Raw genomic sequence first — 24,956 nt, 5'->3', positions numbered from 1 at the left:
ACTCAATCCTTTTGATCACGCTTACTTACGTATAAGATACATCACATTGTTAATGTTTTTCATTACTTTCACAAGTTTTTATAATTAAATCATAGAGCAAAAGTGGCAAAACAAAAGAAATTATCGCATTCTCAATCAAGAAGAATTCGAGACAACCATAATAAGCGTATTGCGAAAGCCAAAAAACCCCAAGAAGACGATGATTTTCTTGAAGATAACTTGTTAGGCCCGCAAACATTTGGTCAAGTTATAACTCGCTATGGACAACATGCAGATGTTGAAAATCCGGCTGGAGAAAATGTTAAATGCCATATTCGCCGCACTGCTGGGTCCTTAGTCTGTGGCGACAAAGTTATTTGGCGGCCTTATAATCAAAGCGACTCTGACTTTGCCGGGATCATCGAAGCTGTTGAACCAAGGGAAAGTGAATTTGTTCGTCCCGATTTTTACGACGGTTTAAAGCCTGTCGCTGCAAATATTGACCAAATTCTAATTGTTGCTGCGTTATTGCCAGATTTAGCACCCAATATTATTGACCGTTACTTGATTGCAGTAGAACAACTCGACATTACGCCAGTGCTCCTTATAAATAAACTCGACTTAATTGACGACACTAACCGAGAGTTAGTTGCCGATATTCAGCATATGTATGAGTCAATTGGCTATAAGGTGGTTGTATTATCAGCCAAGCTTGAGCAAGGTATCGAACAAATAAAATCTCTACTCGTTGATAAAACTAGCGTTTTTGTTGGTCAGTCGGGTGTCGGTAAGTCGTCTATTGTTAACGCTATCTTGCCGTCAGTAGATATCGAAACTAAACAAGTCTCTGACAACAGTCGTTTGGGCGTACATACAACAACGGCCTCTAGACTTTATCGATTAGAAAATGGTGGTTCAATTATTGATTCACCGGGTGTACGCGAATTTGCTATGTGGCACTTAGAGAATGAACAAATATTACATGGGTTTGTCGAATTTCGACCTTACCTCCATCAATGTAAATTTCGAGACTGCAAACACCAAAAAGATCCAGGCTGTGCATTGCAAAAAGCAATAGCCGATGGCTTAGTCAGTGACACAAGATATCAAAGTTATTTGAAAATTTTACAAACCGTAACAGATATTACCTTGCGTCATCAGTCAAAAGAATCAAAATAGGTTTATTACAAACCCCTTACAAGTAAATAGGTTTTAACGTGAATTTAGATAATTTAAAAATCGCTTTTCAATACGCCCTTCCAAAACATGGAGTGTCTAAACTTGTTGGATTCTTAGCGAAAGCTAAGTTAGGCATTTTATCCACAGGTCTGATAAAAGGCTTTATTAAGGCATACGATATTGATATGAACGAAGCGGCTCAACCTGATCCGTCAGAATACAAGACGTTTAACGATTTCTTTACCCGTGCACTGGCACCTGGCGTTCGTCCAATTGTTGAAGGTGAGAAGACAGTAGCACACCCTGTTGATGGCAAGGTTAGTCAATTAGGGCCAATAAAAGACGGTACACTCGTTCAAGCCAAACATCATTATTATACGACGTTAGAATTGCTCGGCGGCGATCAGGATTTAGCTGACAAGTTCGACGACGGTATATTTGCCACTATTTATTTGGCACCAAGCGACTACCATCGTTTACACATGCCCCTTACAGGTACATTAACTGATATGGTTTATGTTCCTGGTGATGCTTTTTCTGTAAATCCGCTAACAGCGGCAAATGTGCCAAATCTATTTGCAAGAAACGAACGTGTCGTTGCAGTGTTTGAAACTGAAATTGGCCCAATGGCAATGGTTTTAGTTGGCGCAACGATTGTGCGAAGTATTGAAACTGTATGGGCTGGTGAAATTACACCGCCTAGAGGAAAAAGCGTAAATCGCTGGCAATATCCAAGTGAAGGCGACAATGTGATCACCCTTGAAAAAGGTGAAGAAATGGGTCGATTTAAGCTCGGCTCCACTGTGGTTTGTTTATTCCCTAAAGACAAAGTTGAGTTTTTAGAGTCGGTAACTAACGAAACAGTTACGCGTATGGGTGAGCACTTCGCTAACATAAAATAACCAAATTAAACGCGAGCAACGTTTTTGAAATCAAATTTTAGTATATCTCCGATGTTGCAATTGCACCTCGGAGTAGCGTTATTAGGTGTATCAGGGTTATTCGCGAAATTAATCGATTTATCTGCGCTCGACATTATCGCATACCGCGGTTTATTTACTGCGGTATGTCTTGGTCTATTTCTGTGGGTCACAAAGTCAACGTTAAAACTAAACAATAAAAAGGACTATTTGGTTGCCGTCATTTTAGGTATTTTGGCAGCTCTGCATTGGTTAACCTACTTCATTAGTATTCAATACACCACTGTCGCTATCGGTATGATTTCTATGTTTACTTACCCCGTGATGGTTGTCATTTTAGAACCACTTATCTACGGTCGACGACCGTCAAAAACAGACATTATAATCAGTGTCTTAGTTTTATTTGCGATTAGTCTATTGTTTCCTAATATTTGGTTAGATTCTGTCGTTGTAGATGATCAGTTTGTGGTCGGCGTTTTAGCGGGTTTGTTTTCAGCTTTGTGTTTTGCACTTAGGAATATTGGTATTCAACATCACTTTAAAGGCTATTCCGGGACTCAAGGGATGTTTTATCAGTTTTTAGTAACGGCCATCATATTCCTGCCGTTTAGTGACACAACCCCACTTGAACTTGAAATGAACAATATTCAATTGCTTATTGTTTTTGCCATCTTCTTTTCGGCTATGGCACATGTTTTGTTTGCCTCTTCTATCAATGTAACAGGAGCCAAAACGGCCGGATTAGTGGCCTGCTTACAACCATTATATGGCGTAATATTGTCGATGTTTATTTTAGCTGAAGTTCCAAACATGATGACACTCATTGGTGGCTTAATCATTATTTCCGCCGCCATATTTGAAACGACACAAGGTCATAAAAAGTCAAAAGTGTAAGAGGTTTACATGAAGGTCTTTGCACACCGCGGTGAATCCGCTATTTACCCAGAAAACAGTCAAACGGCAATACAACAATGTAGTCGTGACGGTATGGACGGCATTGAAATCGATTTGTATCAAACTGTCGACGATCAATTTGTCGTTTTTCATGACCGATGGATGACACGGATACTTGGTCTCAATAAACGTACTGTTGACTTAACCGCAAGCGACTTAGCACAACTTAATGGTAAAGATGACAAACCGCTGCCGACCTTAGCTTGGACTTTGGCCGCCTTAGCCAATTCAGGATTGATTCTAAATATAGAACTCAAAAACATCCACAATATAGAGTTGTTTTATCGGCAGCTACTTGAAGGTTGTGAGCAGTCTCAGTTTGACTTGAACCTAATTATTATCTCGTCTTTTAATCATCAATATTTAGCCGACTTTGCCAAACTGAGCTCCTTTATCAAACTAGGCCTTTTGCTCGGTACTCATCCCGCCGGCGACGACCTGCTGCTTCCGGATTTTCCAATCTATAGTGTTCATTTAGATATGGACAATATCTCCGAAGTACTAATTCGCCGCTATCAGCAACTCGGTGTTCATATCTATGTGTTTACCGTTGATCAAGAAGAAGAAATAGACTGGCTTTATGAAATGAATGTAGATGGTATTTTTGCCAATAACCCGCGCCAGATATCTAATTCCGCACTTCGCCAAGTAGCGCTTGATTAATCACATAAGTGGGTCGAATTTTTAGTACGTCTATTGGTTCCTCAACTCCGATATCTTTATAAACAGGTATCTAAGCATTGGAAATGTCAAAAGATAAGGCTTGGCTTATTGTCGGTAACTGCGCCGCCAACATAAATAATCGGTCAACACCTAACGCAACCCCAGCACAACTTGGCAATCCACTGTCTAACGCAGCCAATAAAAACTGATCGGCACCGCGTTGAGGTTTGCCTTCGATTTCACGCTGTCTATTATCAGAGATAAATCGGCATTGTTGTTCTTTACTGTCTTGGAGTTCAAAATACCCATTAGCCAACTCAATACCTTTGAAATACAACTCAAACCGATGTGCAACCTGGGTATTGGTTTGATTAATCTTTGCTAAAGCTGCCTGTGTAGCGGGAAAGTCAAAGACAAAACAGGGTGTTATGTCGTCACCTAATTGTGGTTCAATGACCATGCTAAACAACCACTGTAGAAGTGTGTCTCGACTTGATTCTTGCTGTAACCAGTCATCTTGTGAGTAAGTGGTTATGGTTTGTTTTAATTGCTCTAACGTGATGGTCAAAGGGTCAATTTTAATCAAACGCTGAAATACGCTTTGGTAAGAAAGCTTCAACGCTGGCTTGGTATTTAGTAGTAACTGAACCAACTCGTCTAATTCAGACATAAGTTGGTGGTCGTCAAATCCGAGTCTATACCATTCCAACATCGTAAATTCTGGGTTATGCAAAGTTCCCGCAGCTTCGTTTCGAAACGCTTTGCATATCTGGAATATAGGACCACTGCCCGCCGCTAACAATCGTTTCATATGAAATTCAGGTGAGGTTTGCAAATAAAGTCGCGCTAAACGTTCTTCTGCTGCATATTCAAAATGTGTTTCAAATGGGTCTAAATGGAGATCTGTGATGGTATTTCGACTCAGTAACGGAGTCTCAACTTCAAGTACATTGCGGCTGGTAAAAAACGCTCTTATCTGAGCGATAAACTTGGCTCTTTTTATTAAAGTGGAATGGGTTGCAGTAGGTTGCCAATTCATTTTAAACCGTAATAAATTCGGCCTGTCACAGGTGACAGGCCGCTTAAAGTTTACTTTTGCGCGCGACCGACGTATTCGCCATTACGTGTATCTACACGAATAACTTCGCCAATTTGCACAAATAGTGGAACGCGGACAACGGCACCGGTAGATAATGTTGCAGGTTTACCACCCGTTCCGGCCGTATCACCTTTTAGACCTGGATCCGTTTCCGTGATTTCAAGTTCAACAAAATTTGGTGACAATACGGCAATTGGGTTACCATTCCATAAAGTGATAGTACAAACATCACCTTCTACTAACCATTTTACACAGTCAGCTACCGCTTTTTCATCGGCAGCGATCTGTTCAAATGTTTCGTTGTTCATGAAATGCCAAAATTCGCCATCTGTATATAGATACGCTAAGTCAGTATCCATGACATCAGCGCCTTCAACAGATTCGCCTGATTTGAAGGTTTTTTCTAGAACTTTACCGCTGACCAGTTTACGGATCTTAACGCGGTTAAACGCTTGGCCTTTGCCCGGCTTTACGATTTCATTCTCTAAAATGTTGCAAGGCTCGCCGTCAATCATTAACTTAAGGCCAGCTTTAAATTGGTTGGTGCTAAATGTTGCCATTTCACCCTCTGAATAATTACCTAAATGAAAGTGAGACGAATGATACATCAAGCTGAGCGCTCTGTAGAGTCCCTATGGCAAAAAGAATTGAAGCAAAGTTTCAGTGATCCACTAGCACTACTTAATTTTTTGTCTCTTGACCCTTTAGATTTTGCTGCTGACATTGACGCTAGAAAACTATTTCCGATGCGTGTTCCGCGCTTTTTCGCTGAACTTATGCAAAAAAACAACCCTACCGATCCCTTATTATTACAGGTGTTACCACGTAAAAGTGAATTTAAACAAGTAGACGGTTTTACTTCGGATCCCTTGTTAGAACAGAACAATTCGACTCCTGGCCTCCTACATAAATACCGCTCTAGGGTTTTGATTATCTTTAAAAGCGGTTGTGCGGTTAATTGCCGGTATTGTTTTAGACGCGACTTCCCATACGAAGAGAACCAAGTTAACAAACAGCAATTACTGCAACATTTAGCGTATATCGAATCGCACCCAGAAATAAATGAAGTGATACTAAGTGGCGGCGACCCATTAATGGCAAAAGACGAGCACATCGCTTGGTTTGTCGAGCAACTTGAATTGATAAAACACATCAAACGACTACGACTTCATACCCGTTTACCTGTAGTTATGCCAAATAGAATAACAGAAAAGTTAATAGCAATTCTAAGTAAAACTAGGCTTAAGTCGTCCATTGTTTTTCATATCAATCATCAAAACGAGATCAGCGATATGTTAGCAGGAAAATGCCACCAGCTAAGAATCCAAGGCATTCATTTGTTTAATCAGGCCGTCATATTAAAAGGGATTAACAATACGATTAAACAACAGGTGGAATTAAGCGAACGGTTATACGATGTTGATATCCTGCCGTATTATTTGCACCTGTTAGATAAAGTCGTCGGCGCGGCACATTTTGATGTCCCTGAGGATGAAGTTAAACAAATATATCGAGGTATGTTAGCTGAATTACCTGGATTTTTAGTACCAAAACTTGTGCGGGAAATAGGAGGAGAAACAAGCAAGACACCTGTTCTCCCCTATTAAAAATTGACCTACACTTTAATGTTAATGTGCTGGCCGATAACACTACCCGTGCTACCCACAGATGCCTGAGTACTAACTTGGGCAGACGCAGAAAGTAAAGCTAATACCGCTTTGCCTTCGAGTTCTTGCGCACTCTTAGCCAAATTGGCGCTTAATGCTTCACCACCTTCCATCGCACCCGAGATTGGCGTACCTGGCCCCATTGGAGATAAATTCATAAATGAACACCTATATTAATGGAACAAGCTAATTTTATTTATAACCTCAACTAATAAGATTAAAAAGTGTAAACTAGCCATATTGATTTATCGGACAAAACAAAGAGTACTTGAGTGGAAAATATTATCTCGAGCTTAGAAGAGAATTTAAAATCGTTATACCGTAAAGCTGTTGATGCAGACATTCGTATAAATGACCTTAAAAAACAAGGTCATGGAAAGTTTGGGCACATTTTTAAACAGGAGGATTTATTTTCAATTAAAGCGAATAAATTCATGCCTTATCTAGAAGAAACCGCGGCTAAAATTTTACATCTAAAAGAATCTGGGGACTTAACCAGTCATCAAGATGAATTGGAGACGGTTGTAAAACAACTGCATTTACTGCATAAAACCTTAGCTGAGTTTAAAGCTGTGGTTTAAGTCGCTTTGCGACTTTGGAAACAAAAAATGCGCCTAGTGGCGCATTTTTTATGATTATTTATCATCAATTATGAAGCTGGGTAAGCCGCTTTTAATCCGTTATACACTTTATCTTTAAAGTCTTCAGCAGTGGCATCAGTCGCACGCAAAACGTCCATCAATACCTCATTGTCTTCCTTGCCGTTCCAAATTTTTATGTACTCACCTGTTTTATATCCGTGATCTTGACGGAAAAAGTTGAGTACATTTTTCCCTACATAATGGCGGAACAATTCTTCAAAGCTCAAGTCAGTCTGTTGCATTAATCCGGCAAACGTCAGTACATCGAAGCTTTTAGTCGCCAACGTGCTTGCAACCATTGCTTCTATTGTCTCAGCAAACGAATCTGCTGGTTTCGGCGTTAATAACTCCGCCGCAATTTCGTCTGCAATCTCAGACACAGATTGGCCGGTAACTAGACGCGCGCTCAAACCAAAATGAAAAATATCGATGAGTTCTAAGTGTACTTGTTCAATATCTGGGGATTGATGTTTCCACCATTTCCAACCGTAATGATCTAACATTTCTGCTAATTCAACCCAAATTGCACGGTGCCAAGCAAAACCCTGCTCGCGCCACTGAGGATGCACTTTCGTGTTCATGTCATCTTGCATTTGCAACATGGTTAAAATTTGTTGTTTCATAAGCCTACACGTTCGGTTCAGAGGATAATTGTGCGGTATAATAACAGAGCTTCAATCATATGTTGAAGAAAATTCACAGCACCATTATCACTTATCATTAGCCGCTTGACGTAAATTAACGACACGAGATTAAGCTAAACATTCACTTCGCGCATTCATATTTATGCACTCACTCAGACATAACTGCAGAATTGATCTTTCCAAAATTTGTGACTTTTTGTTGCAACTCATTGTTAAACCAATTTGTAAGCAGTCGCTTGTCATATTTAAATGAATCAGATGAACTTCTCAATAGTCCGCCTCGGTGCATAAACGACATATCTTTTATAACAACGGAACCTTGATCGAGTAGCTTGTCGCTTTGGGTAATTTTAAAGTCAAAGGCGATCTTAGGCCAATAAATACTTTTTACGATGCGGATCTCTCGGTTCATCGAAAAGTTAAATTGAACATCGCCCGCCAAATTAACATCCGTAATGGTCATATCCAATTGAATGTCTTTAGGCAAAGACGCAGCGAGCTTAACAATGTGTTTTTCTAGTTGATTAAATACCCTTTTTTGAAACCGAGCTTTTGACTCGTTGGTGCCTCGAACATCGGTATATTTAGCAGGTTGATGCCACGTAACATTCACATTCTTGGCATTTTCGTCAAAGTAAGCTGCAGTGGGCAGAGTCAGGAAAAAAATTATCAGCAATCCTAATTTCATTGTGTCTCTCCTTTTTAAAGTGACCATGATAACAAACAGTAAAATGCATAATTCGCTATTTACTTATGCTTTAAATGGAATGCTAGTCCGATTATTTGCGGACAGACGGTTTTGATTTGTATATTCTATTAGAATCAATTCAAGCACAAGAGTTCCAAATTGCCATCTTTTTTTTCTAATTTCAGCCACCTAAATCGTAATGTTTGGATGTTAATGTGCGCTCAATCACTAATAGGTTCTATTGGCCCTGTTGTTGTGTTTGTTGGGGGTTTTATTGGCATTAAGCTCGCACCTGATGAAAAATTCGCGACATTGCCCATTGCCTTTATGATCGTTGGTACCGCTTTATTTATGTTGCCTGTCGTCAAAATATTAGCATCCGTCGGTCGAAAAAGAGGATTTCAACTCGCTATTTTGTGGGGGATAGCCAATACGTTATTTAGTGCTTATGCAATTTATATTCAAAGTTTTTGGCTATTTTGCTTGAGTGTCCTGCTATATGGTGGGCTTATCGCTAGCGCACAGCAATTCAGATTCGCAGCCATGGAATCGGTTGATGAACAGCACAGCGGTTTGGCCGTTTCGGTACTGCTAATTGCTGGTTTATTTGCGGCATTTTTAGGCCCCGAAATTGCCTTTGTTGGTAAAGACTGGTTTAGCACTGAGTATGTAGGCTCATTTATTGGCCTAACTGTGTTATTTTCATTATCCCTCATTTTTATCCAATTTTTTAATGCTCCTGCGGCTGTAAAAACAGTCGGTCGTTACCAAGGTCGTGCATTAAGTGAAATAATAAAACAACCAATATTTGTCGTCGCAATACTGTCAGGAACGGTGGGTTTTAGTGTCATGAGCTTTATTATGACGGCAACCCCAATAAGCATGCACGTGCATCATCACTTTGATTTGGCAGAAACTAAGTGGGTTATTCAGTCACATATAATCGCTATGTATTTACCGTCTTTTTTTACTGGAATATTAATCCGTAAGTTTGGCCACAAAAATGTATTATTTGCTGGTTTATTGGCCTTTTTAGTTTGCTTAACCATCGGATTCATTGGCCAACAATACGTACATTACTGGCTCGCTTTGGTCCTACTAGGCATTGGTTGGAACTTCCTGTTTGTAACTGCAACAGCATTATTACCGATGAGTTATAAGCCAGAGGAAAAATTTAAAATCCAAGGGTTTAACGACTTAATTATGTTTAGTTGCCAAGCAATTGCGTCACTTTCAGCGGGTTGGATCATCCAACAGTTTGGTTGGACGACCATGTTAAGTTTGTGTTTACCACTGTTATTAATCACGTTATTTGTCATTATTTGGTGGCAACGTAGTCTCAAAATCCAAGAAGGTTAGTTCAATGGACTTTTTATCAGAAATCACCGCGGCATTTGTCAATTTTGTTTGGGGGCCACCTCTCATTATTTTATTAGTCGGCGGTGGATTATTCTTTTCACTTTACTCACGATTAGTGCCATTTCGTTATATTGGCCACGGCATAAGCCTATTGACGGGCAAACACGACAAAGACTCTGAAGACGGACAACTTACCCATTCTCAAGCCTTATCTGCGGCACTAGCGGGTACCGTTGGCATGGGCAATATATCCGGTGTTGCATTAGCCATTACAGCCGGTGGTCCCGGTGCCGTATTTTGGATGTGGTTAACAGCGTTACTGGGTGTTTCGACCAAGTTTTTTACCTGTTCGTTGGGCGTTATGTTTCGTCAAAAGGATGCAAATGGTGAACTTCAAGGCGGACCAATGTATGTCATCATGGAAGGTCTAGGAAAAAACTGGAAACCACTGGCTATGCTATTCGCCTTTGCCGGTTTGTTCGGCACAATTCCGTCGTTTCAAGCCAATCAGCTTACTGCTGCATTCCGTGAGGAGTTAATCCCAGAAAACTGGATTTCTTCTCCTGAAATGTTTAATTATATAATGGCTGCGATTGTCACTACACTTGTTGCGGGTGTTATTCTCGGTGGCCTACAACGTGTTGCATATGTCACGAGTCGACTTGTCCCAACAATGGCTATTACTTATCTGCTAATGACGCTTGCTGTGTTATTTAACCATATTGGTGAAATCCCAGCACTCATCGGGTCTATTTTTACCGAAGCATTTAACCCTAAGGCTATCTCTGGTGGCATTATAGGCGTGATTATCATTGGCGTTTCCCGGGGCGTATTTTCTAATGAAGCTGGTATCGGCACTGAAGTCATGGCCCACGGTGCAGCAAAAACCAACGAACCGATCCGTGAAGGCCTTGTTGGCATGTTAGGTCCAATTGTCGACACACTTATCATTTGTACTTGTACCGCTCTTGTCATATTAGCGTCGGGCATGTGGCAGGGCGTTGAAGGAGTCAAAGGGGTTGAACTAACAATGCAGGTCTTTGGCCAAGAATTAGGCTTAACTGGTCAAATCTTGTTGGCAATTCAAATACTTTTCTTAGCCGCGAGCACTATGTTTACCTATTGGTATTATGGTGAAAAATGCTTTGTCTTTTTGTGGGGTGAATCTAGCCGAAAATACTACAAGTGGTTTTATTTGTTTATGATCATTGTCGGTTGTATTGTGACGCTCGATGTCGTCTTTAATTTCATGATGGGAATGTACGGGTTAATGGCAATTCCGACAATGTTGTCAGCCTTCATATTAGCGCCCAAAGTAAAAGCGGCTGCCAATATCTATTTCAAAAAATTAGCTAATTGATTGCCGTTAGACAGTAGTAATTTATATCAACGACGAGAGACTTAACATCACTCGTCGTTTTTATATCTTGTTAGCCTTTATACGTTTAGTTGCCTTCTGAATTGGCTAATTCTCATCGAGTTCTTTGAGCGATTTGTCCGCCACATGTTGCATATAGTCGGCCACCTGTTCTAAATCAAGGATACCCGCACGATAACGTCCGATCCCTTTCCCCATTGCCGCCCAAGCTATGGCCATCTCCCGTGTTGTTGGCAACGGAATAGCATGTTCCAATTGCTTAAATATGGCCTTTTCATTGCTATTCGCATTGTTATAGATTTCTTTGCTAACGACTTGATTGACCGGCAATGCATGTATCTCTGACCACAACAGTGTTTGGGTTTCGTGCGATTGAAAAAACATCGCAAGCTTTTTCAAAATTGCTGCCTTGTTTGACGATAATGAGTTGTTTGGAAAGGCAATAACGTAAGCAGAATAATAAGGCCGCATGATTTTATTTTCGATGTGGGGCAATTCAGCAATCCCAACATTGTCCCCCATATTTTTTATCAATTTTCCGCTGGCCCATACGCCGTTAATCATATAGGCCATATTACCGTCGGAAAATCGGTCAAAAGTACACTGGTAATCGCATTTCTCATCCACAACATTTTGCTGCGAAAACGACCAATAATATGACAATGCGTTTTTCATGCCCTGTGTATTTAGTTGGATTTTTTGGTTCACTAATGGTGGCTCCCCAAATGCCGTCAAAAATGGTAAAAACCAATACATCTCGTTATAGCTCCAACCAATCAAGCTTGTCCCTGTTGTTAATATAGATCTTTGCTCAATCAACTCACGCCACTCTTTAGCTGGGTCGGCAATATGAGTTTTATTAAAATATAAGACCAAATGATTACCGGCAATTATCGGGATAGCGACTTGTCTGCCGTCAAGTCTTAGCCCGTTTATCAAACTTTTATTTGTATCTGGATGATTTAATGAGGCGGGGATTGGGCTATATTTTATCTCTTCTAGTCCTATGTAATCGGCTGGGACAACAATGGCGTCCGGCAACATGTTTTCGCCGGCTCGTTGTAACAGTTCAACTTTCAAATCCTCTGAACCTAACGTCGCAATTCTGATTTGAGTACCCGTTTGCTTAGAAAAACGATTAAACATTGATGTTAAATCATAAGTTTCTTGCGTAAAGGCAACGGTAAGTTCTTCACTGTAAAGCGTAAAGTGACTCGTCAACAATAATATAAAACCTAGACATCTACTCTTGTTCAAAGATTTGTCCCTCGAATAACTCTGGGGTTAAACAATGCTGTATCGTTTTATAAAGCACAGAGTCAACGATAGGCTTGGCGATATGAGCGGTGGCGCCACTTTTCAAATATGAATCGATTTCATCCACTAATACGTTGGCGGTTTGCATAATAATGGGCATTTCAAAACCTTGTTTTCTAAGCGCTACAGTTGCCTGTAACCCATCCATTATAGGCATTTGAACATCCATAAGAATGATATCGAAATTTTGCGTTTTACAAGCTTCTACTGCTTGTTTACCATCTTCGACAATAACAAGTTTCACCATTGTCGGTTTTAATATATGGCTAATAATCAACTGATTAATTTTATTGTCTTCTGCGACTAAAATAGTGATATGAGTTAAATCTGGCACGTAAACATGTATATCTTCAGACTGTTCTTTTTGCTGTGTTTCGAGTACAGCCACTGATACTTTAAAAGTGGTACCTTTACCGACTTCACTTTTAACGCTGATCTCGCCCCCCATTAAATGAACAAGTTTATGTGCAATAGACAGCCCTAAGCCTGTACCACCAAACTTTCTAGTGGTCGAAATATCGGCTTGTTGGAATGACTGAAACAGTTTACTTTGTTGTTCCGCCGAGATCCCAATGCCAGTATCGACGATCTCCAATTCGAGAAACCATTGGTGATGTATAAATATTGCTGATACATTGAGTCTAATGCCACCAACATTGGTAAACTTTGTCGCATTGGAAATAAGGTTTAATAGAACCTGACTGATCCTCATCGGGTCGCCAATCCAAAACTCACGCATATTATGTTCAAAATTAATGGTTAAACTAAGCCCTTTATCTTCGATTAAGCTTTCATGCGGATTGATAACCGACGCCACGATTTCCCTAACTGAAAAGGTTGTACTTTCTATTTCTACTTTGTCTTCTTCTAGTTTAGAAAAATCGAGTATGTCGTTAACGATATGAAGCAATAAGTTTGACGTTGATAACGAGGCTGTTACCCAATCTTTAGCTTGGTGATCCAGCTCATGCTTATCTAGCATATTAAGTAACCCTAAGATCCCGTTGAGTGGTGTTCGGATTTCGTGACTCATATTTGCTAAAAAGCGAGCTTTTATCTTCTCTGACGCCTCGGCATTTTCTTTTTCTTTTTCCAATCCTGACAACTGCTTTTGAATCGTGGTCGCCATACCGTTTAAATGGCTGATGAGTTCATTAAACTCTTGATAATTTGCATCGTAGTCAAATTCGGTATAATTGCCTTTAGACAACCGGCGACTAAAATCAAGTAGATGACGTAGCGGTCCGGTAATATGAGAAGCGAAAAATGCTAAGGCGAGCAAAACAACAATTAACATGATGAGCATAAATATTAATGTATTTATGACAGCAGACTCGATGTCTGTTGTGTAATGACTCGTAGCGCTATAATAAGTCAGGTTGAGTTGATGTGGTTCTTCTTTATCGAAATGCGATAACGTGAGATCAGTTGAGGTATTAGCCACCAGATAATCAACACCGGTTTGCTTTTCATCGGCCATGACTTTTCTTCCACCGATATCCATTTCTATTATATCTGGCAGCCCATCAGATGATAATTTTGCGGTCGTTAATTTATCGGTGTCAATTAAAACAAATAAACCAGCAGTGACTTTTAATGGGCTTACTAAAGAGTCGACTTTTTTCTTTAAAGGTAAATAAAATAAGATGTTAGCGCCGTCATTGAGTAACTCCATATAGTCCGTTGTAAGGGTCTGATGATCCAATATTAATAACTTAGAGGTATTATCATCAACCGCAATGGATATTAGTTTATTGGTCATTTTCTGAAATTCACCAGTGCCTATACGTAGAATCTCGTAGGGATACCCTTCAACAATAAAATCCGAACCATCTGCGATAAAGGCGCCAGTGATTAAAGTGTTGCGTTGCACCAATTTTTGCAACTGTTTTACCACAAACTGTGAGTACAGCAGATTAACGGCAACTTCACCCATAACTGGGCTTTGACTAAACGTGAGTAGTTCGTAATGTAACGTCGCTAGCTTATTTTTAACTTCAAGGGCCGTCGTTTTAGCTTCTAAATCAACATTGTTTTGTGCCCGAACTAACGCATCTTGATAGGTATTATTAATAAAATAAACCGCTGAAAAAGTAACCGGTATAAATACAAATAATAATATTGATATCGACAGTACCGTTAAAAAACGAGGCTTAGATTGTAAATCTGACAAATGAAGTTCCCTAAAATAACCACATCGAATGCCGAATAATCGACGGTAATTTTCTATCGACTTAATTACAGCCAATTATCTCCTTTTGGCGTGTTCTATCCCTGATTAATCAACAATTTACTTATCACTGCTTAATAAGTCGTCACTACTAAATAGTTTTAATATAAAACAAAAGTGATTCATTTGCCTTAATCTAAACGCACATATACTTAAATAGCTAATTTTGAAGTAGAACCAGTATGTGTTAAATTGACGTTACATTAACCAATTTTAGTCGAAAACCTGCATTTCCTCAGACTTTTTTATGGCCTGTTATTTACGCTAAAATTAGTTAAGTGGGGGGAAGAGATTCGATGTATTTTATTCCCTCTAGCATTAATTTTATGCCAATTCCCAATTGTCGAGATTATGGGGAATGCTTTACAATTTCACTTTTAAATATGAGTCTTAGGAGTGTGGAAGATTTACTTCCTTAGCTCCATTTGAACTAGGTAACCATGTATAAATTTGTTTTTTACATCTGCCTAATGTTTGTTTTTTCGATCATTGCGATTTTTCAATACGAACGAATGACAAACAAATGGGATCCACAAGCATATAAACCACAGTACACGCGCTGTGCGAGTGTTTACGTGCGTAAAAGTCCGCACCCGTGTAATGCTGGAGATCTTATTTATATCGACAGTGATGTCGCCCACAAGTATTGCACATCTAATGTCATCGCTAAATTTGATGACAGCGTCTATTGCCAATACAGTGGTTTCCGCGAGGACCTCGCCGACATCACAACTTCTGTCGTATCCGACAAGCCTAAATTATAATTTGGTTGCCAGTTTTAACATCATTGATTTTAATTTTGTAAATGGTGCATATCTGATTGGCATGTCAGCAAAAAAACTCCTATGCATCACAGGCTTGATATGACTAAATGTATCAAATCCCCATTTGCCATGATAACAGCCCATACCTGAATTCCCGACGCCACCAAACGGCATTTCATGATTCACCATAAAGATGACAGCATCATTGATACAAAGTGTACCTGAGCTTGTCTGCTGCTTAATCATTTCAACTGTTTGGTTGTCTTGGCTGAACAAATACAAGGCTAATGGTTTCTCGCGTTGATTAACAAAGTCTTTGGCTTCCTGCATCGAATCAACTTCAACAATAGGCAACACTGGGCCGAAAATTTCTTCCACCATCAGATCACTCATTAAGTCGGGATTTAATACGAATGTCGGTGAAATGTAATTATCTTTTGAATCACTTTCCCCACCAAATACGACATTTTCATTTTGCGCCGCCAAATAGCCCGATATTCTTGCAAAGTGCCTGTCGTTTACAATGCGCCCGAAATCATTCGATCGTTTAGGATCTTCACCATATTGCTTTACTACACTCTTTTTGAGGGCTTCGATTAATAGCGGTCGTGTTTTTTTAGTCACCAAAATATAATCTGGGGCGATACACGTCTGCCCGGCATTTAAATACTTGGCCCAAATGATACGGTCTGCTGTCACCGACATATTAGTTTTGTCATCGACGATACACGGACTCTTACCACCTAACTCTAATGCCACCGGGGTTAAATGCTCACTTGCTGCGCGCATAACGATTTTACCTACGGTTTCACTTCCGGTGTACATTATGTAATCGAAACGCTGCTGCAATAACGCCGTAGTCGCTTCTATCCCACCCTCATAAACAGCTACAGCGGATTTATCCATATATTTGGGGATGAGCTCAGCAATTAAATTTGAAACGTTCATAGCGAGTTCTGACGGTTTTAGTACCACACAATTCCCAGCACTGATTGCTGCTATCATCGGACTTAATACAAGTTGGATTGGATAGTTCCACGCGCCCATAATTAACACTGTGCCATAGGGTTCAGGAACCAAATAAGAGCGGCCAGGTTGGGTTAGCATAGGCGTACCTATTGCCCGTGGTTTACTCAAAGACTTAAGGTGTTTGATAAAGTATTTGATGTCATTTAGCACGTATGAGAATTCAGACGCATGGGCTTCAGTTTGTGATTTGTTGAGATCCGCTTTTAGCGCTCGATAAATCGCATTTTCATTTTCGACCATAAGTCGTTTTAGGGCAAGAAGTTGGCCTTTACGCCAGCCAATAGGCTTTGTCACACCTAAATTAAATGTATGGTTGAGTTGTGAAATAAATTCCATGGTATTCACTTGTATCTATATTAGTTAACTGCTCCGACCATATCGTGAAATATTAACGTTGGCAACCTTTACAAAACACAGTCGCTCGTTGACCAATTTTTACTTCAAGTAATGTCGATTCGCAGTTAGTACAAGCCTTTCCACCCCGACCGTAAACCAATAACTCCTGCGCAAAGTAACCTGGATTACCATCACTTTGAGTAAAATCTTTTAATGTAGTCCCGCCTTGTTTAATAGCTAAAGCAAGCGTCTCTTTAATCTTTTCGGTCAATAACTGATAACGCTTTTTTGATATTTTTCCTGCCGGTCGTCGAGGATCTATCCCAGCTTTAAACAAGCTTTCATTGGCGTAAATATTACCAACACCAACAACTACATGATTATCCATAATAAAGTTTTTTACTGGCCCCGTTTTGTTGCGGGATTTTTCGAATAATCTTTTGTCATCAAATTCGTCTGTTAAAGGCTCTGGACCAAGTTTCAACAATAACGAATGTTGCTGGCCTGCCTCCTGCCACAAAAAAGCACCAAACCGTCTTGGGTCGTTTAACCGTAAAACTAAACCATTTTCAAATTCGATGTCAACGTGGTCATGCTTTTCAACTGGAACCGCCTTATCAATGATCCGCAATTTGCCAGACATACCTAAGTGTAAAATGGCTGAGCCTTTTTCACTTTCTAACATCAGATACTTAGCCCGACGAGTAACCGCTGTTATTGGCGAACCTACGAGTAAATGAACCTCATCAGGTATTGGCCAGCGTAGCTGTTTGTTACGAATAACAACTGCAACGACTTTTTGATCCAATACATGGGGTTCTATCCCCATGCGACTGACTTCAACTTCCGGTAACTCAGGCATGACTATTACAACTCTAACAAGGATTCAGGTATTAAATGCGTTAATGATGCTGGTTCAACATAGAACCAAGTATTTTGCTGGTGATTTTTCACATAAGTCGTCTGCTCAACTTTATCCACTGCGAACTCATAGACCCAACCACTCGACTCACCAGCGGCCCAGACAACCACAAGATATATTTCAGTGGTGTCTAACATTAAAGGGGGCGATTGCAATGCAACAAAAGGCTGTTGCGTCCATGTTTCAACAATTAAATCCGTATTTAAAGGCTTAGTGAGCTCAATCGTACTGACCGAGCGCCATGTTGCGCCTAAACGTTCGATTTTAATGCCATTAAAATCGATGCTTTGAATAATCGTATTCGCGCCCACCAAAGTATTAGTTTCTCCGCTTTCATGCCCTTGTGTCATCATTCGATGGGAATAATTAAATAACAAGATCATAAACATTGATGCAAAGATGAGGACGTTATTCCAGCCCATTCGTGACAGTTTTATACGCATGCTTTTCATATCAAAAAGGAAGTTGTAGCTAGATTACAAGAAATGAGCTTTAGGAGAAAGAGCTGAATCATTTACGGAGATTTCAGGCATAAAAAAACCCAATCAATGATTGGGTTTTTAAACTTTTGCAAAAGTTTCAATAGAATTCAAAAAGCTTACTTAATTTTAGCTTCTTTGAAGATCACGTGCTTACGGATCTTTGGATCAAATTTTTTGATTTCCATCTTTTCAGGCATTAGCTTTTTATTTTTATCAGTAGTATAAAAATAACCAGTTCCAGCCGTTGAAACTAAACGAATTTTATCACGCATGATTTAGTTCCTTAGATTTTTTGACCAGCTGCACGCATATCTGCAAGCACTGTATCAATACCTTTTTTATCAATAATACGCATACCTTTAGTAGATAAACGTAATTTAACGAAGCGCTTCTCGCTTTCAACCCAAAAACGGTGAGTTTGTAGGTTAGGCAAGAAACGACGTCGAGTAGCGTTACGCGCATGTGAACGATTGTTACCAACCGTTGGGCGCTTACCTGTTACTTGGCAAACTTTAGCCATGTCATTTACTCCAAAACAAAAATTCTGACGTCAATCTAATTAGCCCTATTGGCCAATTAATTTGTCCGGGCATTCGAAAGGGCGCAATTTATACAGTTTTTGGTTGAGAAGATCAAGCGATTCTTGAGAATTTTAGACTAAACACGCTATATTTGTACGAATATGACGCAGAATCACTGTTTTTAGCATTTATCCCCCAAATTTAAATTAAAGCGGTTCAATTTGGTCGTTACATACATTGTGAATTATGCGAAACTTTTGGTGCAAAATTTTGCCCTTGAAACCGTATTGTAAATCGACAATTTTAAATGTTCAATTAATGATCTTTTCTGTTTAATGCGATCGATATCGAGTAAATAAAAGCCATAGATAAATTAGCCAAGCCTAATTTTTCTCATATACCCCGCTTCGCACCACTTCTATAATTTCGGTTGTTGAAATAGACGGTGTTCGTTCGAAATACGTGACTTCGCAAATATCACTAAAGTGATCAAATTTTCCTTTCCAATCGTCTCCCATAACCAGGACGTCAGCATCAAACATTTTGATGTAGGTTGCTTTTAAATCTAGAGATTCTTCGACAAATACAGCATCAACACATCTTAGAGACTCAACGATATGTAATCTGTCGGCTTGTGAATAAATTGGGAAACGATCTTTTTTACTTTTGTTTAATGCATCTGATGACACACCAACGATAAGATAATCGCCGAGCGATTTTGCCCGTTCTAGGATTTTTACATGACCTGCGTGAAACACATCAAAGGTTCCAAAAGTAATTACTTTTTTCATGAGTCACTCCCTGACTTTGTATTAGCTAATAAATACTCAACAATTCGATTTGAACAATGGCCATCGATACTGCCTGCTAACTTTTCGATTACATCGGCTGTACCAGCCTTAGCACCGGCATCTACCGCAGTACGAACAGTTACAACAAGTTCGCTATAATCCGCAGCTCGATAAGCAACTTGATTAAAATACTGGATATCTTCGTCTATTCTTCGGTCAAATCGATATTTAAATATGCCACGATAACTCCAACGTAATTTGTAAAAATCACACCAAACCACAGGTTTACCTAAAGCTGCGAACTCAAATATCGCTGATGATGCGTCTGATAACATTAAGTCAGATATTGCCATAAATGGGATAAGGTTATAGTCGCTTACAGTGGCTAGATACACATTGTCATGTGTCGCCCAATTTTCTAACAGTTTTCGTTGTTTATGGTATTTTTTCTTAGTTAAGCTAAAAAAGTGAGGTTTTAGAATAATGTTAAAATCAGCGAATTCTTTAGCAAACTTTTTTGAAAAACACTCAATAGAACTTGGGTAAAATGTTGGCGCGTATAATATCGTTTTTTTCGATGGGTCAAGTCCTAACGACTCAAGTGTCATCGAATTTTCTAACTGTTGGAATAAGGGATCTAGCTTGGCATAACCGGTATCGATAAAGCTACCGTCAGGATATAAATCCAACAAACGTTTTAGTCTATGCTGACCTTCGATAAAACGTACGGTTGTAGGTGATTCTGAATTTTGATAATAGCAACGCTTAGGCCCAATGCCATGTTGCATCATCACTGTCTTACTTACCGCGTGAAGTTCATCTAAATTAGCGACTTTATTACCAAAAATTAACCAGTCGGCTTTTTGAGATAGGTAAAAAGCCAATGCTTCCTCCCAATCATCCACCCAAGTCGCCGTTAATTTTTCTTGCTCTATCACTTCTCGACACACTTGATTTAGCGGCTCATCACCCTGTTTGTAAAATACAAAATGAACATCTGCACTTGCCGCTTGCAACGTTTTTAAAACAGGTAAATATTGAGGCAAGTAATAGAGGTGCAATACATCAAATATGACATTCATATAAAACTCTTGTTAATTTTAATTTCGCGTATGATTAAATTGTAATGCAATTCAGGTTTAGAAGGTACTCATTAATAGTCGGAGGATTTTATTCACGACACCTTCTATAGAAGACCCGAAAGTAACTTTTCAGTTTGTCCAATGCCGTTTGTTAATGAGCATTTAGTAAGAGCGTTGTTAAGGGCTAAATTGGTTTCTGGCTGTAAAATTTGCTGTACCGCCGCATAAATATCCCGACTATTAGGCTCTGCACTTAAGACTAATTGTTCTTTCTCACAGGCGCGGATCCTAGCAGGTTGATCTTTAGCAACCGGTGTCGTTACCACCATTTTTTTCATCGAAATGCCTTGTAATAACGAACCGCCACCACTTAATAACGCAAACCGACAATTGGCCAAAAGCGCGATAAAACTATTATTTTCCAACTTTTTAACAAAATAAACAGATGCTGTATTAGCGGGAACTGTACCGGTAAAACTAGACCCGAGTACCACAATACATTTAAGCTTCAACTCTCTACTGACTTTGATTGCGATATCGCTAAAGACAACTGACGCAGGCTGACCATCCAGCGTATGGCCTCCAGAGCCTGCACTCAACAAAACGTAGTCATTTTCATCTAATCCAAACGACGCTAAAGTCGTTTTTTCTTCTGTTAAACTCGGTTGCTGATATAGGCAACCAAGATAAGTGGGCAAAGGCTTTCGATATAACGCGAGTTTGACTCTTTCCCATATACTCAGTGCAGGCATGGCAAATTCAGGTTGTGCTATCCAATGTTGAGTAATAAAAGGCAAACGACTTAACATAAGCCCTTTTGCTCGCTTTTTTGGGTGTTGGCTAATAAAAACAACTTTAGCGCCCGTATTCATTGCATGCTTCATTTGCTGACCCCGTCCTGCCGCGTCAAAAATAACGATGTCAGGCTTTAGTTTATCAATGATTTGATTAACTTCGTCGGTACAGTTGGTGGGCGACGATGGTGTCAAATGAACAGGAAACTGACAGTCATGTTTATAAGGGGCTTGTTCACTTAAAACAAAATGGATATCAACGTCGCTGTGTAAACTTTTGAAATGCGATGCAATAATATTGGAACGCATATACTCTCCTATACCTTTTTTAGAAGATACAGGAACAAAAAGTAAAGTTTTTGACGTCATAACATGCCATGCAGATAGGTTTGATGCACCAATGATAAATTTTTACGCTCCGTTTTCACAGTAATTTTACCGTATTGCCTTAAATTACAATCTTAAGGCGTCAATATGATTTAGACTATGCAGTAATTAACTCTAATTTATCAATTATAGAACACGAGAACAAAGCGATGGAACATATCTATCTATTGGCCTTAGTAGGTGGTGGCTTAATTGGCTTATCCGCAACGCTATTGCTATATACACTTGGCAGAATTGCAGGCATCTGCGGTATTACATTTTCACTTTTTATGCCTCAGATAACTGATAAAAAGTGGCGGATTACGTTTATTCTTGGTTTAGTCTCAGGTGCTTTTTTAATTCATTTGCTAACGCCAATCGCAATTCCAGCAGCACCAACTGACAATATCTACTTGCTAATAATTGCCGGACTTTTGGTTGGGTTCGGTACGCAGCTCGGAAACGGCTGCACAAGTGGTCACGGTATCTGTGGAATTGCTAGAAAGTCTCCCCGTTCAATTATTGCGACAATTACATTTATGGCGATTGGGTTTATCACCGTTTTTGTTTTGCGACACATATGGGGTGTTATATAGATGAACAATAAATGGCTTAGTAAAATAAACTTATTTGCAATTATCGCCGGTAGCCTATTTGGCGCAGGTCTGGCAATCTCGGGCATGACAAATACGGTAAAAGTTCAGTCATTTTTAGACTTATTTGGCGAGTGGGATATTACTCTTGGTTTTGTAATGGCTGGCGCATTAATTGTGTCTTTCGTCGCATTTCGCTTTGTCCTAAAAAACGACAAACCAATTTTTCACGACAAGTTTGAAATCCCAACAAGCAAAGATATCGACTCTAAATTATTAACCGGTGCCGCAATGTTTGGCGCAGGCTGGGCAATTGTAGGTTATTGCCCAGGACCTGCAATAGCGTCACTCATTTATGGTTATTGGCAAACCTTTGTGTTCGTTGTCGCTATGCTCGTAGGTTCGTGGATTGCCAGAAAATTCACTTAAGTATAATTTTGGAAACTGCCTAGAAATCCGAGATTGCAGAATGCTGGCTACCTAGCTCTATTTAATTCATAACATGCACACTAAATCTTGAGTTAAGTAGCGCTACAACAGACCACGTTCTGCAAATGACGTTACCGTATTGTGACCTACTACAAAGTGATCGAGCGTTCGCACATCAATCATTTGTAAAATTTCTTTAAGCCTTTTAGTTAGTTGAATGTCCGAGTGGCTTGGTTCACAAATCCCTGATGGGTGGTTATGGGCGAAAATAACCGCTGCAGTTTTATTCTTTATAATTGAGTCTATAACCACTCTTGGGTAAACCGCTGCCGCATCAATAGTGCCTTTAAATAGCACTTCTGCATTTAGCACCCGATGTTGATTGTCTAGATGTACTAACCAAAACTGCTCATAAGGCTCATCGCTTAACAACTGATGCAAATAATCACGTACTGCATTTGGAGAATCCATAAGTGGTTTCTCAAACATGACTTCTTTTAAATAACGCTTAGACATCTCAAGAGCCGCTTGTAATTGCACAAACTTAGCAGGACCAAGCCCCTTAATTTTACACATTTGACTACACTCAACTGACATTAGATGGCGTAATGTTCCAAACTCTTTAAGCAGGTCATGAGCAAGAGTCAATACTGGTTTCCCAGCAATTCCTACTCGCAGGAATATCGCTAACAATTCAACATCCGACAGCGAATGTGCACCATTATTCAACAACTTTTCCCGAGGTAAATACTCACTAACACAATCATCCATGTTATTTTCCTTCCCTTATAATTTAGCAGTATTAAGGCACAATTTTGTCACTCCTCTATGGTGAAAATCACAGAAAGAAGATAAGGTATGTGCCATCAAACTTTATACTTATACCAGATTGGCTAGGCGGCATGGTCCAGTTATTAAATAAAAATATTTTACTCATAGTTACAGGTGGCATTGCTGCTTATAAAACCCCCGAGTTTGTTCGACGGGTAAAAGAGCAAGGCGCTCAGGTTAAAGTTGTTATGACCTCTGGTGCCAAAGCATTTATTACGCCGTTAACTTTGCAAGCTGTTAGTGGCGAACCCGTCGCTGAAGATCTACTCGATACCAATGCAGAAGCGGCCATGGGCCATATTGAATTCGCAAAATGGGCCGACTTAATTGTTGTTGCGCCTGCCAGCGCTGACGTCATAGCCAAAATGGCAGCGGGACTTGCCGGGGACTTAGCATCTACTCTGCTTTTAGCCACTCCAGCCCCTGTCGCGATTTGTCCGGCAATGAATCAGCAGATGTATGCTCATGCTGCGACTCAAAGTAACTTAGCGTTACTGGCCAACAGAGGCGTTCATATATGGGGCCCTGCCAGTGGTGAACAAGCCTGTGGTGATATTGGTCATGGTCGAATGATTGAACCTATGCAGATAGTCGAACATGTTGTTAACTTCTTAACGCCTGCAGAACAAATACTCAAAGGTAAAGCCGTTGTAATAACAGCGGGCCCAACTAGAGAAGCAATTGATCCGGTTCGATATATATCAAACCACAGCAGTGGTAAAATGGGCTTTGCCATTGCCGAAGCTGCCGCCAAGTTAGGTGCCGATGTAACTTTGGTCGCAGGCCCAGTTAATTTAGCCACACCAAATGGTGTTATGCGACATGATGTTGAAAGCGCTGTCGATATGCATGCCATGGTGATGTCTCTTGCTGAACATACTGATGTCTTTATTGCTTGTGCTGCTGTAGCTGATTATCGAGTCGCTGAGCAATCAGATCACAAGTTAAAAAAGTCAGGCGATGACAGTTTGACTATCTCGCTTATCCAAAACCCAGACATTGTCGCTAGTGTGGCGCAACTAGAGTCTAATCGCCCTTTTGTTGTAGGGTTTGCTGCAGAAACGCAAAATATTGAACAGTACGCCATAGACAAGATGAATCGTAAAAAATTGGACATGATCTGTGCAAATGATGTATCTATCTCCGGACAAGGCTTTAATTCAGATCAAAATGCGCTTAAAGTATTCTATGCTGGCGGTAGTAAGGACTTACCTCTTAATACAAAAAGTGAGTTAGGAGATGAGCTAATGCAGATCATTTCGACTCTATTACCGTCAAATTAACTAATAATAAATGAG

At 39.9% G+C, this 24,956-nt stretch carries 28 protein-coding genes; 12 read left to right on the top strand and 16 right to left on the bottom strand.

The annotated features are described in order from the left end of the window. Positions 1-102 precede the first annotated feature (102 nt). Genes rsgA through Q4575_RS02225 form a run of 4 tightly spaced genes read left to right on the top strand, consistent with a single transcriptional unit; the run spans position 103 to position 3,695 of the window. Positions 103-1,158: a small ribosomal subunit biogenesis GTPase RsgA gene (gene rsgA / locus Q4575_RS02240; RefSeq protein WP_215963315.1), complete on the top strand. Its 1,056-nt coding sequence runs from the start codon at positions 103-105 to the stop codon at positions 1,156-1,158. Between the two features lie 38 nt (positions 1,159-1,196). Further along, the gene (asd, locus tag Q4575_RS02235; protein WP_215963314.1) at positions 1,197-2,060 is read left to right on the top strand and encodes an archaetidylserine decarboxylase; all 864 of its coding nucleotides are present in this window, start codon (positions 1,197-1,199) and stop codon (positions 2,058-2,060) included. Positions 2,061-2,084: 24 nt separating this feature from the next. Beyond that, positions 2,085-2,972, top strand: coding sequence for a DMT family transporter (locus Q4575_RS02230; RefSeq protein WP_303521202.1), 888 nt, complete (start codon positions 2,085-2,087; stop codon positions 2,970-2,972). A 9-nt stretch (positions 2,973-2,981) separates the two neighbouring features. Then, positions 2,982-3,695 carry a glycerophosphodiester phosphodiesterase family protein gene (locus tag Q4575_RS02225; RefSeq protein ID WP_303521201.1) on the top strand — a complete coding sequence of 238 codons (714 nt, stop codon included), beginning with the start codon at positions 2,982-2,984 and terminating at the stop codon, positions 3,693-3,695. 70 nt (positions 3,696-3,765) lie between these two features. Here the strand turns inward: Q4575_RS02225 and epmA are convergent, their stop codons facing one another. Next, entirely contained in the window at positions 3,766-4,734 is a 969-nt protein-coding gene (gene epmA / locus Q4575_RS02220; protein ID WP_303521200.1) for an elongation factor P--(R)-beta-lysine ligase, read from the bottom strand. 50 nt (positions 4,735-4,784) lie between these two features. Beyond that, positions 4,785-5,354, bottom strand: coding sequence for an elongation factor P (gene efp / locus Q4575_RS02215; protein ID WP_215963441.1), 570 nt, complete (start codon positions 5,352-5,354; stop codon positions 4,785-4,787). Between the two features lie 39 nt (positions 5,355-5,393). Between efp and epmB the strand changes: the two genes are divergently transcribed. Further along, complete coding sequence (epmB, locus tag Q4575_RS02210; protein ID WP_215963310.1) at positions 5,394-6,401, top strand: EF-P beta-lysylation protein EpmB; 1,008 nt, start codon at positions 5,394-5,396, stop codon at positions 6,399-6,401. A gap of 8 nt (positions 6,402-6,409) precedes the next feature. On the opposite strand, the gene Q4575_RS02205 is transcribed toward epmB, so the two are convergent. After that, complete coding sequence (locus Q4575_RS02205) at positions 6,410-6,619, bottom strand: hypothetical protein (RefSeq protein WP_215963309.1); 210 nt, start codon at positions 6,617-6,619, stop codon at positions 6,410-6,412. A gap of 114 nt (positions 6,620-6,733) precedes the next feature. Here Q4575_RS02205 and Q4575_RS02200 point away from each other — a divergent pair, with 114 nt between their 5' ends. Then, on the top strand, positions 6,734-7,042 hold the full coding sequence (locus tag Q4575_RS02200) for a prephenate dehydrogenase (RefSeq protein ID WP_303521199.1): 309 nt from the start codon (positions 6,734-6,736) through the stop codon (positions 7,040-7,042). A gap of 68 nt (positions 7,043-7,110) precedes the next feature. Here the strand turns inward: Q4575_RS02200 and Q4575_RS02195 are convergent, their stop codons facing one another. Together Q4575_RS02195 and Q4575_RS02190 are read right to left on the bottom strand one after the other, a co-directional pair. Then, entirely contained in the window at positions 7,111-7,725 is a 615-nt protein-coding gene (locus Q4575_RS02195) for a dUTP diphosphatase (protein ID WP_303521197.1), read from the bottom strand. A 169-nt stretch (positions 7,726-7,894) separates the two neighbouring features. Then, the gene (locus tag Q4575_RS02190; protein WP_303521196.1) at positions 7,895-8,434 is read right to left on the bottom strand and encodes a DUF3016 domain-containing protein; all 540 of its coding nucleotides are present in this window, start codon (positions 8,432-8,434) and stop codon (positions 7,895-7,897) included. Between the two features lie 213 nt (positions 8,435-8,647). Here Q4575_RS02190 and Q4575_RS02185 point away from each other — a divergent pair, with 213 nt between their 5' ends. Both Q4575_RS02185 and Q4575_RS02180 read left to right on the top strand, forming a co-directional pair. Continuing rightward, positions 8,648-9,793, top strand: a complete 1,146-nt coding sequence (locus Q4575_RS02185) for an MFS transporter (protein ID WP_303521195.1) — start codon at positions 8,648-8,650, stop codon at positions 9,791-9,793. A 4-nt stretch (positions 9,794-9,797) separates the two neighbouring features. After that, positions 9,798-11,153 (top strand): sodium:alanine symporter family protein, encoded by a 1,356-nt coding sequence (locus tag Q4575_RS02180; protein ID WP_303521194.1) that lies wholly within the window; start codon positions 9,798-9,800, stop codon positions 11,151-11,153. Between the two features lie 105 nt (positions 11,154-11,258). Here the strand turns inward: Q4575_RS02180 and Q4575_RS02175 are convergent, their stop codons facing one another. Continuing rightward, complete coding sequence (locus Q4575_RS02175; RefSeq protein WP_303521193.1) at positions 11,259-12,428, bottom strand: extracellular solute-binding protein; 1,170 nt, start codon at positions 12,426-12,428, stop codon at positions 11,259-11,261. After that, positions 12,415-14,736 (bottom strand): ATP-binding protein, encoded by a 2,322-nt coding sequence (locus Q4575_RS02170; protein ID WP_303521192.1) that lies wholly within the window; start codon positions 14,734-14,736, stop codon positions 12,415-12,417. Before Q4575_RS02170 ends, Q4575_RS02175 begins: the two co-directional genes overlap by 14 nt. 452 nt (positions 14,737-15,188) lie before the next feature. On the opposite strand from Q4575_RS02170, the gene Q4575_RS02165 reads away from it, so the two are divergent. After that, positions 15,189-15,482 carry a hypothetical protein gene (locus tag Q4575_RS02165; protein ID WP_303521191.1) on the top strand — a complete coding sequence of 98 codons (294 nt, stop codon included), beginning with the start codon at positions 15,189-15,191 and terminating at the stop codon, positions 15,480-15,482. Here Q4575_RS02165 and Q4575_RS02160 read toward each other — a convergent pair. The 8 genes from Q4575_RS02160 to Q4575_RS02125 all read right to left on the bottom strand — a co-directional run bounded on the left by Q4575_RS02160 (position 15,477) and on the right by Q4575_RS02125 (position 21,748). Next, complete coding sequence (locus tag Q4575_RS02160; RefSeq protein ID WP_303521189.1) at positions 15,477-16,847, bottom strand: aldehyde dehydrogenase family protein; 1,371 nt, start codon at positions 16,845-16,847, stop codon at positions 15,477-15,479. The genes Q4575_RS02165 and Q4575_RS02160 overlap by 6 nt on opposite strands. A gap of 52 nt (positions 16,848-16,899) precedes the next feature. Further along, positions 16,900-17,709, bottom strand: coding sequence for a bifunctional DNA-formamidopyrimidine glycosylase/DNA-(apurinic or apyrimidinic site) lyase (gene mutM / locus Q4575_RS02155; RefSeq protein ID WP_272180930.1), 810 nt, complete (start codon positions 17,707-17,709; stop codon positions 16,900-16,902). Between the two features lie 5 nt (positions 17,710-17,714). After that, positions 17,715-18,212 (bottom strand): hypothetical protein, encoded by a 498-nt coding sequence (locus Q4575_RS02150; protein WP_215963298.1) that lies wholly within the window; start codon positions 18,210-18,212, stop codon positions 17,715-17,717. Positions 18,213-18,367: 155 nt separating this feature from the next. Beyond that, positions 18,368-18,523, bottom strand: a complete 156-nt coding sequence (rpmG, locus tag Q4575_RS02145) for a 50S ribosomal protein L33 (protein ID WP_105050859.1) — start codon at positions 18,521-18,523, stop codon at positions 18,368-18,370. 11 nt (positions 18,524-18,534) lie between these two features. Then, positions 18,535-18,771 carry a 50S ribosomal protein L28 gene (gene rpmB / locus Q4575_RS02140; protein ID WP_215963297.1) on the bottom strand — a complete coding sequence of 79 codons (237 nt, stop codon included), beginning with the start codon at positions 18,769-18,771 and terminating at the stop codon, positions 18,535-18,537. A 384-nt stretch (positions 18,772-19,155) separates the two neighbouring features. After that, the gene (locus tag Q4575_RS02135) at positions 19,156-19,563 is read right to left on the bottom strand and encodes an adenylyltransferase/cytidyltransferase family protein (RefSeq protein ID WP_215963296.1); all 408 of its coding nucleotides are present in this window, start codon (positions 19,561-19,563) and stop codon (positions 19,156-19,158) included. Next, entirely contained in the window at positions 19,560-20,645 is a 1,086-nt protein-coding gene (locus tag Q4575_RS02130; protein WP_303521187.1) for a CDP-glycerol glycerophosphotransferase family protein, read from the bottom strand. Before Q4575_RS02130 ends, Q4575_RS02135 begins: the two co-directional genes overlap by 4 nt. Before the next feature lie 104 nt (positions 20,646-20,749). Further along, positions 20,750-21,748: a hypothetical protein gene (locus tag Q4575_RS02125; RefSeq protein ID WP_303521186.1), complete on the bottom strand. Its 999-nt coding sequence runs from the start codon at positions 21,746-21,748 to the stop codon at positions 20,750-20,752. Positions 21,749-21,975: 227 nt separating this feature from the next. On the opposite strand from Q4575_RS02125, the gene Q4575_RS02120 reads away from it, so the two are divergent. Both Q4575_RS02120 and Q4575_RS02115 read left to right on the top strand, forming a co-directional pair. After that, complete coding sequence (locus Q4575_RS02120) at positions 21,976-22,401, top strand: YeeE/YedE family protein (RefSeq protein WP_215963293.1); 426 nt, start codon at positions 21,976-21,978, stop codon at positions 22,399-22,401. Beyond that, entirely contained in the window at positions 22,402-22,827 is a 426-nt protein-coding gene (locus tag Q4575_RS02115; RefSeq protein WP_215963292.1) for a DUF6691 family protein, read from the top strand. A gap of 102 nt (positions 22,828-22,929) precedes the next feature. Here the strand turns inward: Q4575_RS02115 and radC are convergent, their stop codons facing one another. After that, the gene (gene radC / locus Q4575_RS02110; protein WP_215963291.1) at positions 22,930-23,598 is read right to left on the bottom strand and encodes a DNA repair protein RadC; all 669 of its coding nucleotides are present in this window, start codon (positions 23,596-23,598) and stop codon (positions 22,930-22,932) included. Positions 23,599-23,729: 131 nt separating this feature from the next. Between radC and coaBC the strand changes: the two genes are divergently transcribed. Then, the gene (gene coaBC, locus Q4575_RS02105) at positions 23,730-24,941 is read left to right on the top strand and encodes a bifunctional phosphopantothenoylcysteine decarboxylase/phosphopantothenate--cysteine ligase CoaBC (RefSeq protein ID WP_215963290.1); all 1,212 of its coding nucleotides are present in this window, start codon (positions 23,730-23,732) and stop codon (positions 24,939-24,941) included. The last annotated feature ends 15 nt before the right edge of the window (positions 24,942-24,956 follow it).

Origin of the sequence: Psychrosphaera sp. 1_MG-2023, assembly GCF_030548245.1 — a bacterium.
Classification (GTDB): domain Bacteria; phylum Pseudomonadota; class Gammaproteobacteria; order Enterobacterales; family Alteromonadaceae; genus Psychrosphaera; species Psychrosphaera algicola.
The sequence above is the reverse complement of the archived record's forward strand: the minus strand, read 5'-3'. Positions and strand labels throughout refer to the sequence as shown.

Excerpts from the sequence above, each read along its gene's own strand:
- Q4575_RS02225 (WP_303521201.1), top strand. The coding sequence starts at position 2,982 with ATGAAGGTCTTTGCACACCGCGGTGAATCCGCTATTTACCCAGAAAAC.
- epmA (WP_303521200.1), bottom strand. The coding sequence starts at position 4,734 with ATGAATTGGCAACCTACTGCAACCCATTCCACTTTAATAAAAAGAGCC.
- efp (WP_215963441.1), bottom strand. The coding sequence starts at position 5,354 with ATGGCAACATTTAGCACCAACCAATTTAAAGCTGGCCTTAAGTTAATG.
- epmB (WP_215963310.1), top strand. The coding sequence starts at position 5,394 with ATGATACATCAAGCTGAGCGCTCTGTAGAGTCCCTATGGCAAAAAGAA.
- Q4575_RS02205 (WP_215963309.1), bottom strand. The coding sequence starts at position 6,619 with ATGAATTTATCTCCAATGGGGCCAGGTACGCCAATCTCGGGTGCGATG.
- Q4575_RS02195 (WP_303521197.1), bottom strand. The coding sequence starts at position 7,725 with ATGAAACAACAAATTTTAACCATGTTGCAAATGCAAGATGACATGAAC.
- Q4575_RS02190 (WP_303521196.1), bottom strand. The coding sequence starts at position 8,434 with ATGAAATTAGGATTGCTGATAATTTTTTTCCTGACTCTGCCCACTGCA.
- Q4575_RS02185 (WP_303521195.1), top strand. The coding sequence starts at position 8,648 with ATGTGCGCTCAATCACTAATAGGTTCTATTGGCCCTGTTGTTGTGTTT.
- Q4575_RS02180 (WP_303521194.1), top strand. The coding sequence starts at position 9,798 with ATGGACTTTTTATCAGAAATCACCGCGGCATTTGTCAATTTTGTTTGG.
- Q4575_RS02165 (WP_303521191.1), top strand. The coding sequence starts at position 15,189 with ATGTTTGTTTTTTCGATCATTGCGATTTTTCAATACGAACGAATGACA.
- Q4575_RS02160 (WP_303521189.1), bottom strand. The coding sequence starts at position 16,847 with ATGGAATTTATTTCACAACTCAACCATACATTTAATTTAGGTGTGACA.
- mutM (WP_272180930.1), bottom strand. The coding sequence starts at position 17,709 with ATGCCTGAGTTACCGGAAGTTGAAGTCAGTCGCATGGGGATAGAACCC.
- Q4575_RS02150 (WP_215963298.1), bottom strand. The coding sequence starts at position 18,212 with ATGCGTATAAAACTGTCACGAATGGGCTGGAATAACGTCCTCATCTTT.
- rpmG (WP_105050859.1), bottom strand. The coding sequence starts at position 18,523 with ATGCGTGATAAAATTCGTTTAGTTTCAACGGCTGGAACTGGTTATTTT.
- rpmB (WP_215963297.1), bottom strand. The coding sequence starts at position 18,771 with ATGGCTAAAGTTTGCCAAGTAACAGGTAAGCGCCCAACGGTTGGTAAC.
- Q4575_RS02135 (WP_215963296.1), bottom strand. The coding sequence starts at position 19,563 with ATGAAAAAAGTAATTACTTTTGGAACCTTTGATGTGTTTCACGCAGGT.
- Q4575_RS02130 (WP_303521187.1), bottom strand. The coding sequence starts at position 20,645 with ATGAATGTCATATTTGATGTATTGCACCTCTATTACTTGCCTCAATAT.
- Q4575_RS02125 (WP_303521186.1), bottom strand. The coding sequence starts at position 21,748 with ATGCGTTCCAATATTATTGCATCGCATTTCAAAAGTTTACACAGCGAC.
- Q4575_RS02120 (WP_215963293.1), top strand. The coding sequence starts at position 21,976 with ATGGAACATATCTATCTATTGGCCTTAGTAGGTGGTGGCTTAATTGGC.
- Q4575_RS02115 (WP_215963292.1), top strand. The coding sequence starts at position 22,402 with ATGAACAATAAATGGCTTAGTAAAATAAACTTATTTGCAATTATCGCC.
- radC (WP_215963291.1), bottom strand. The coding sequence starts at position 23,598 with ATGGATGATTGTGTTAGTGAGTATTTACCTCGGGAAAAGTTGTTGAAT.
- coaBC (WP_215963290.1), top strand. The coding sequence starts at position 23,730 with ATGGTCCAGTTATTAAATAAAAATATTTTACTCATAGTTACAGGTGGC.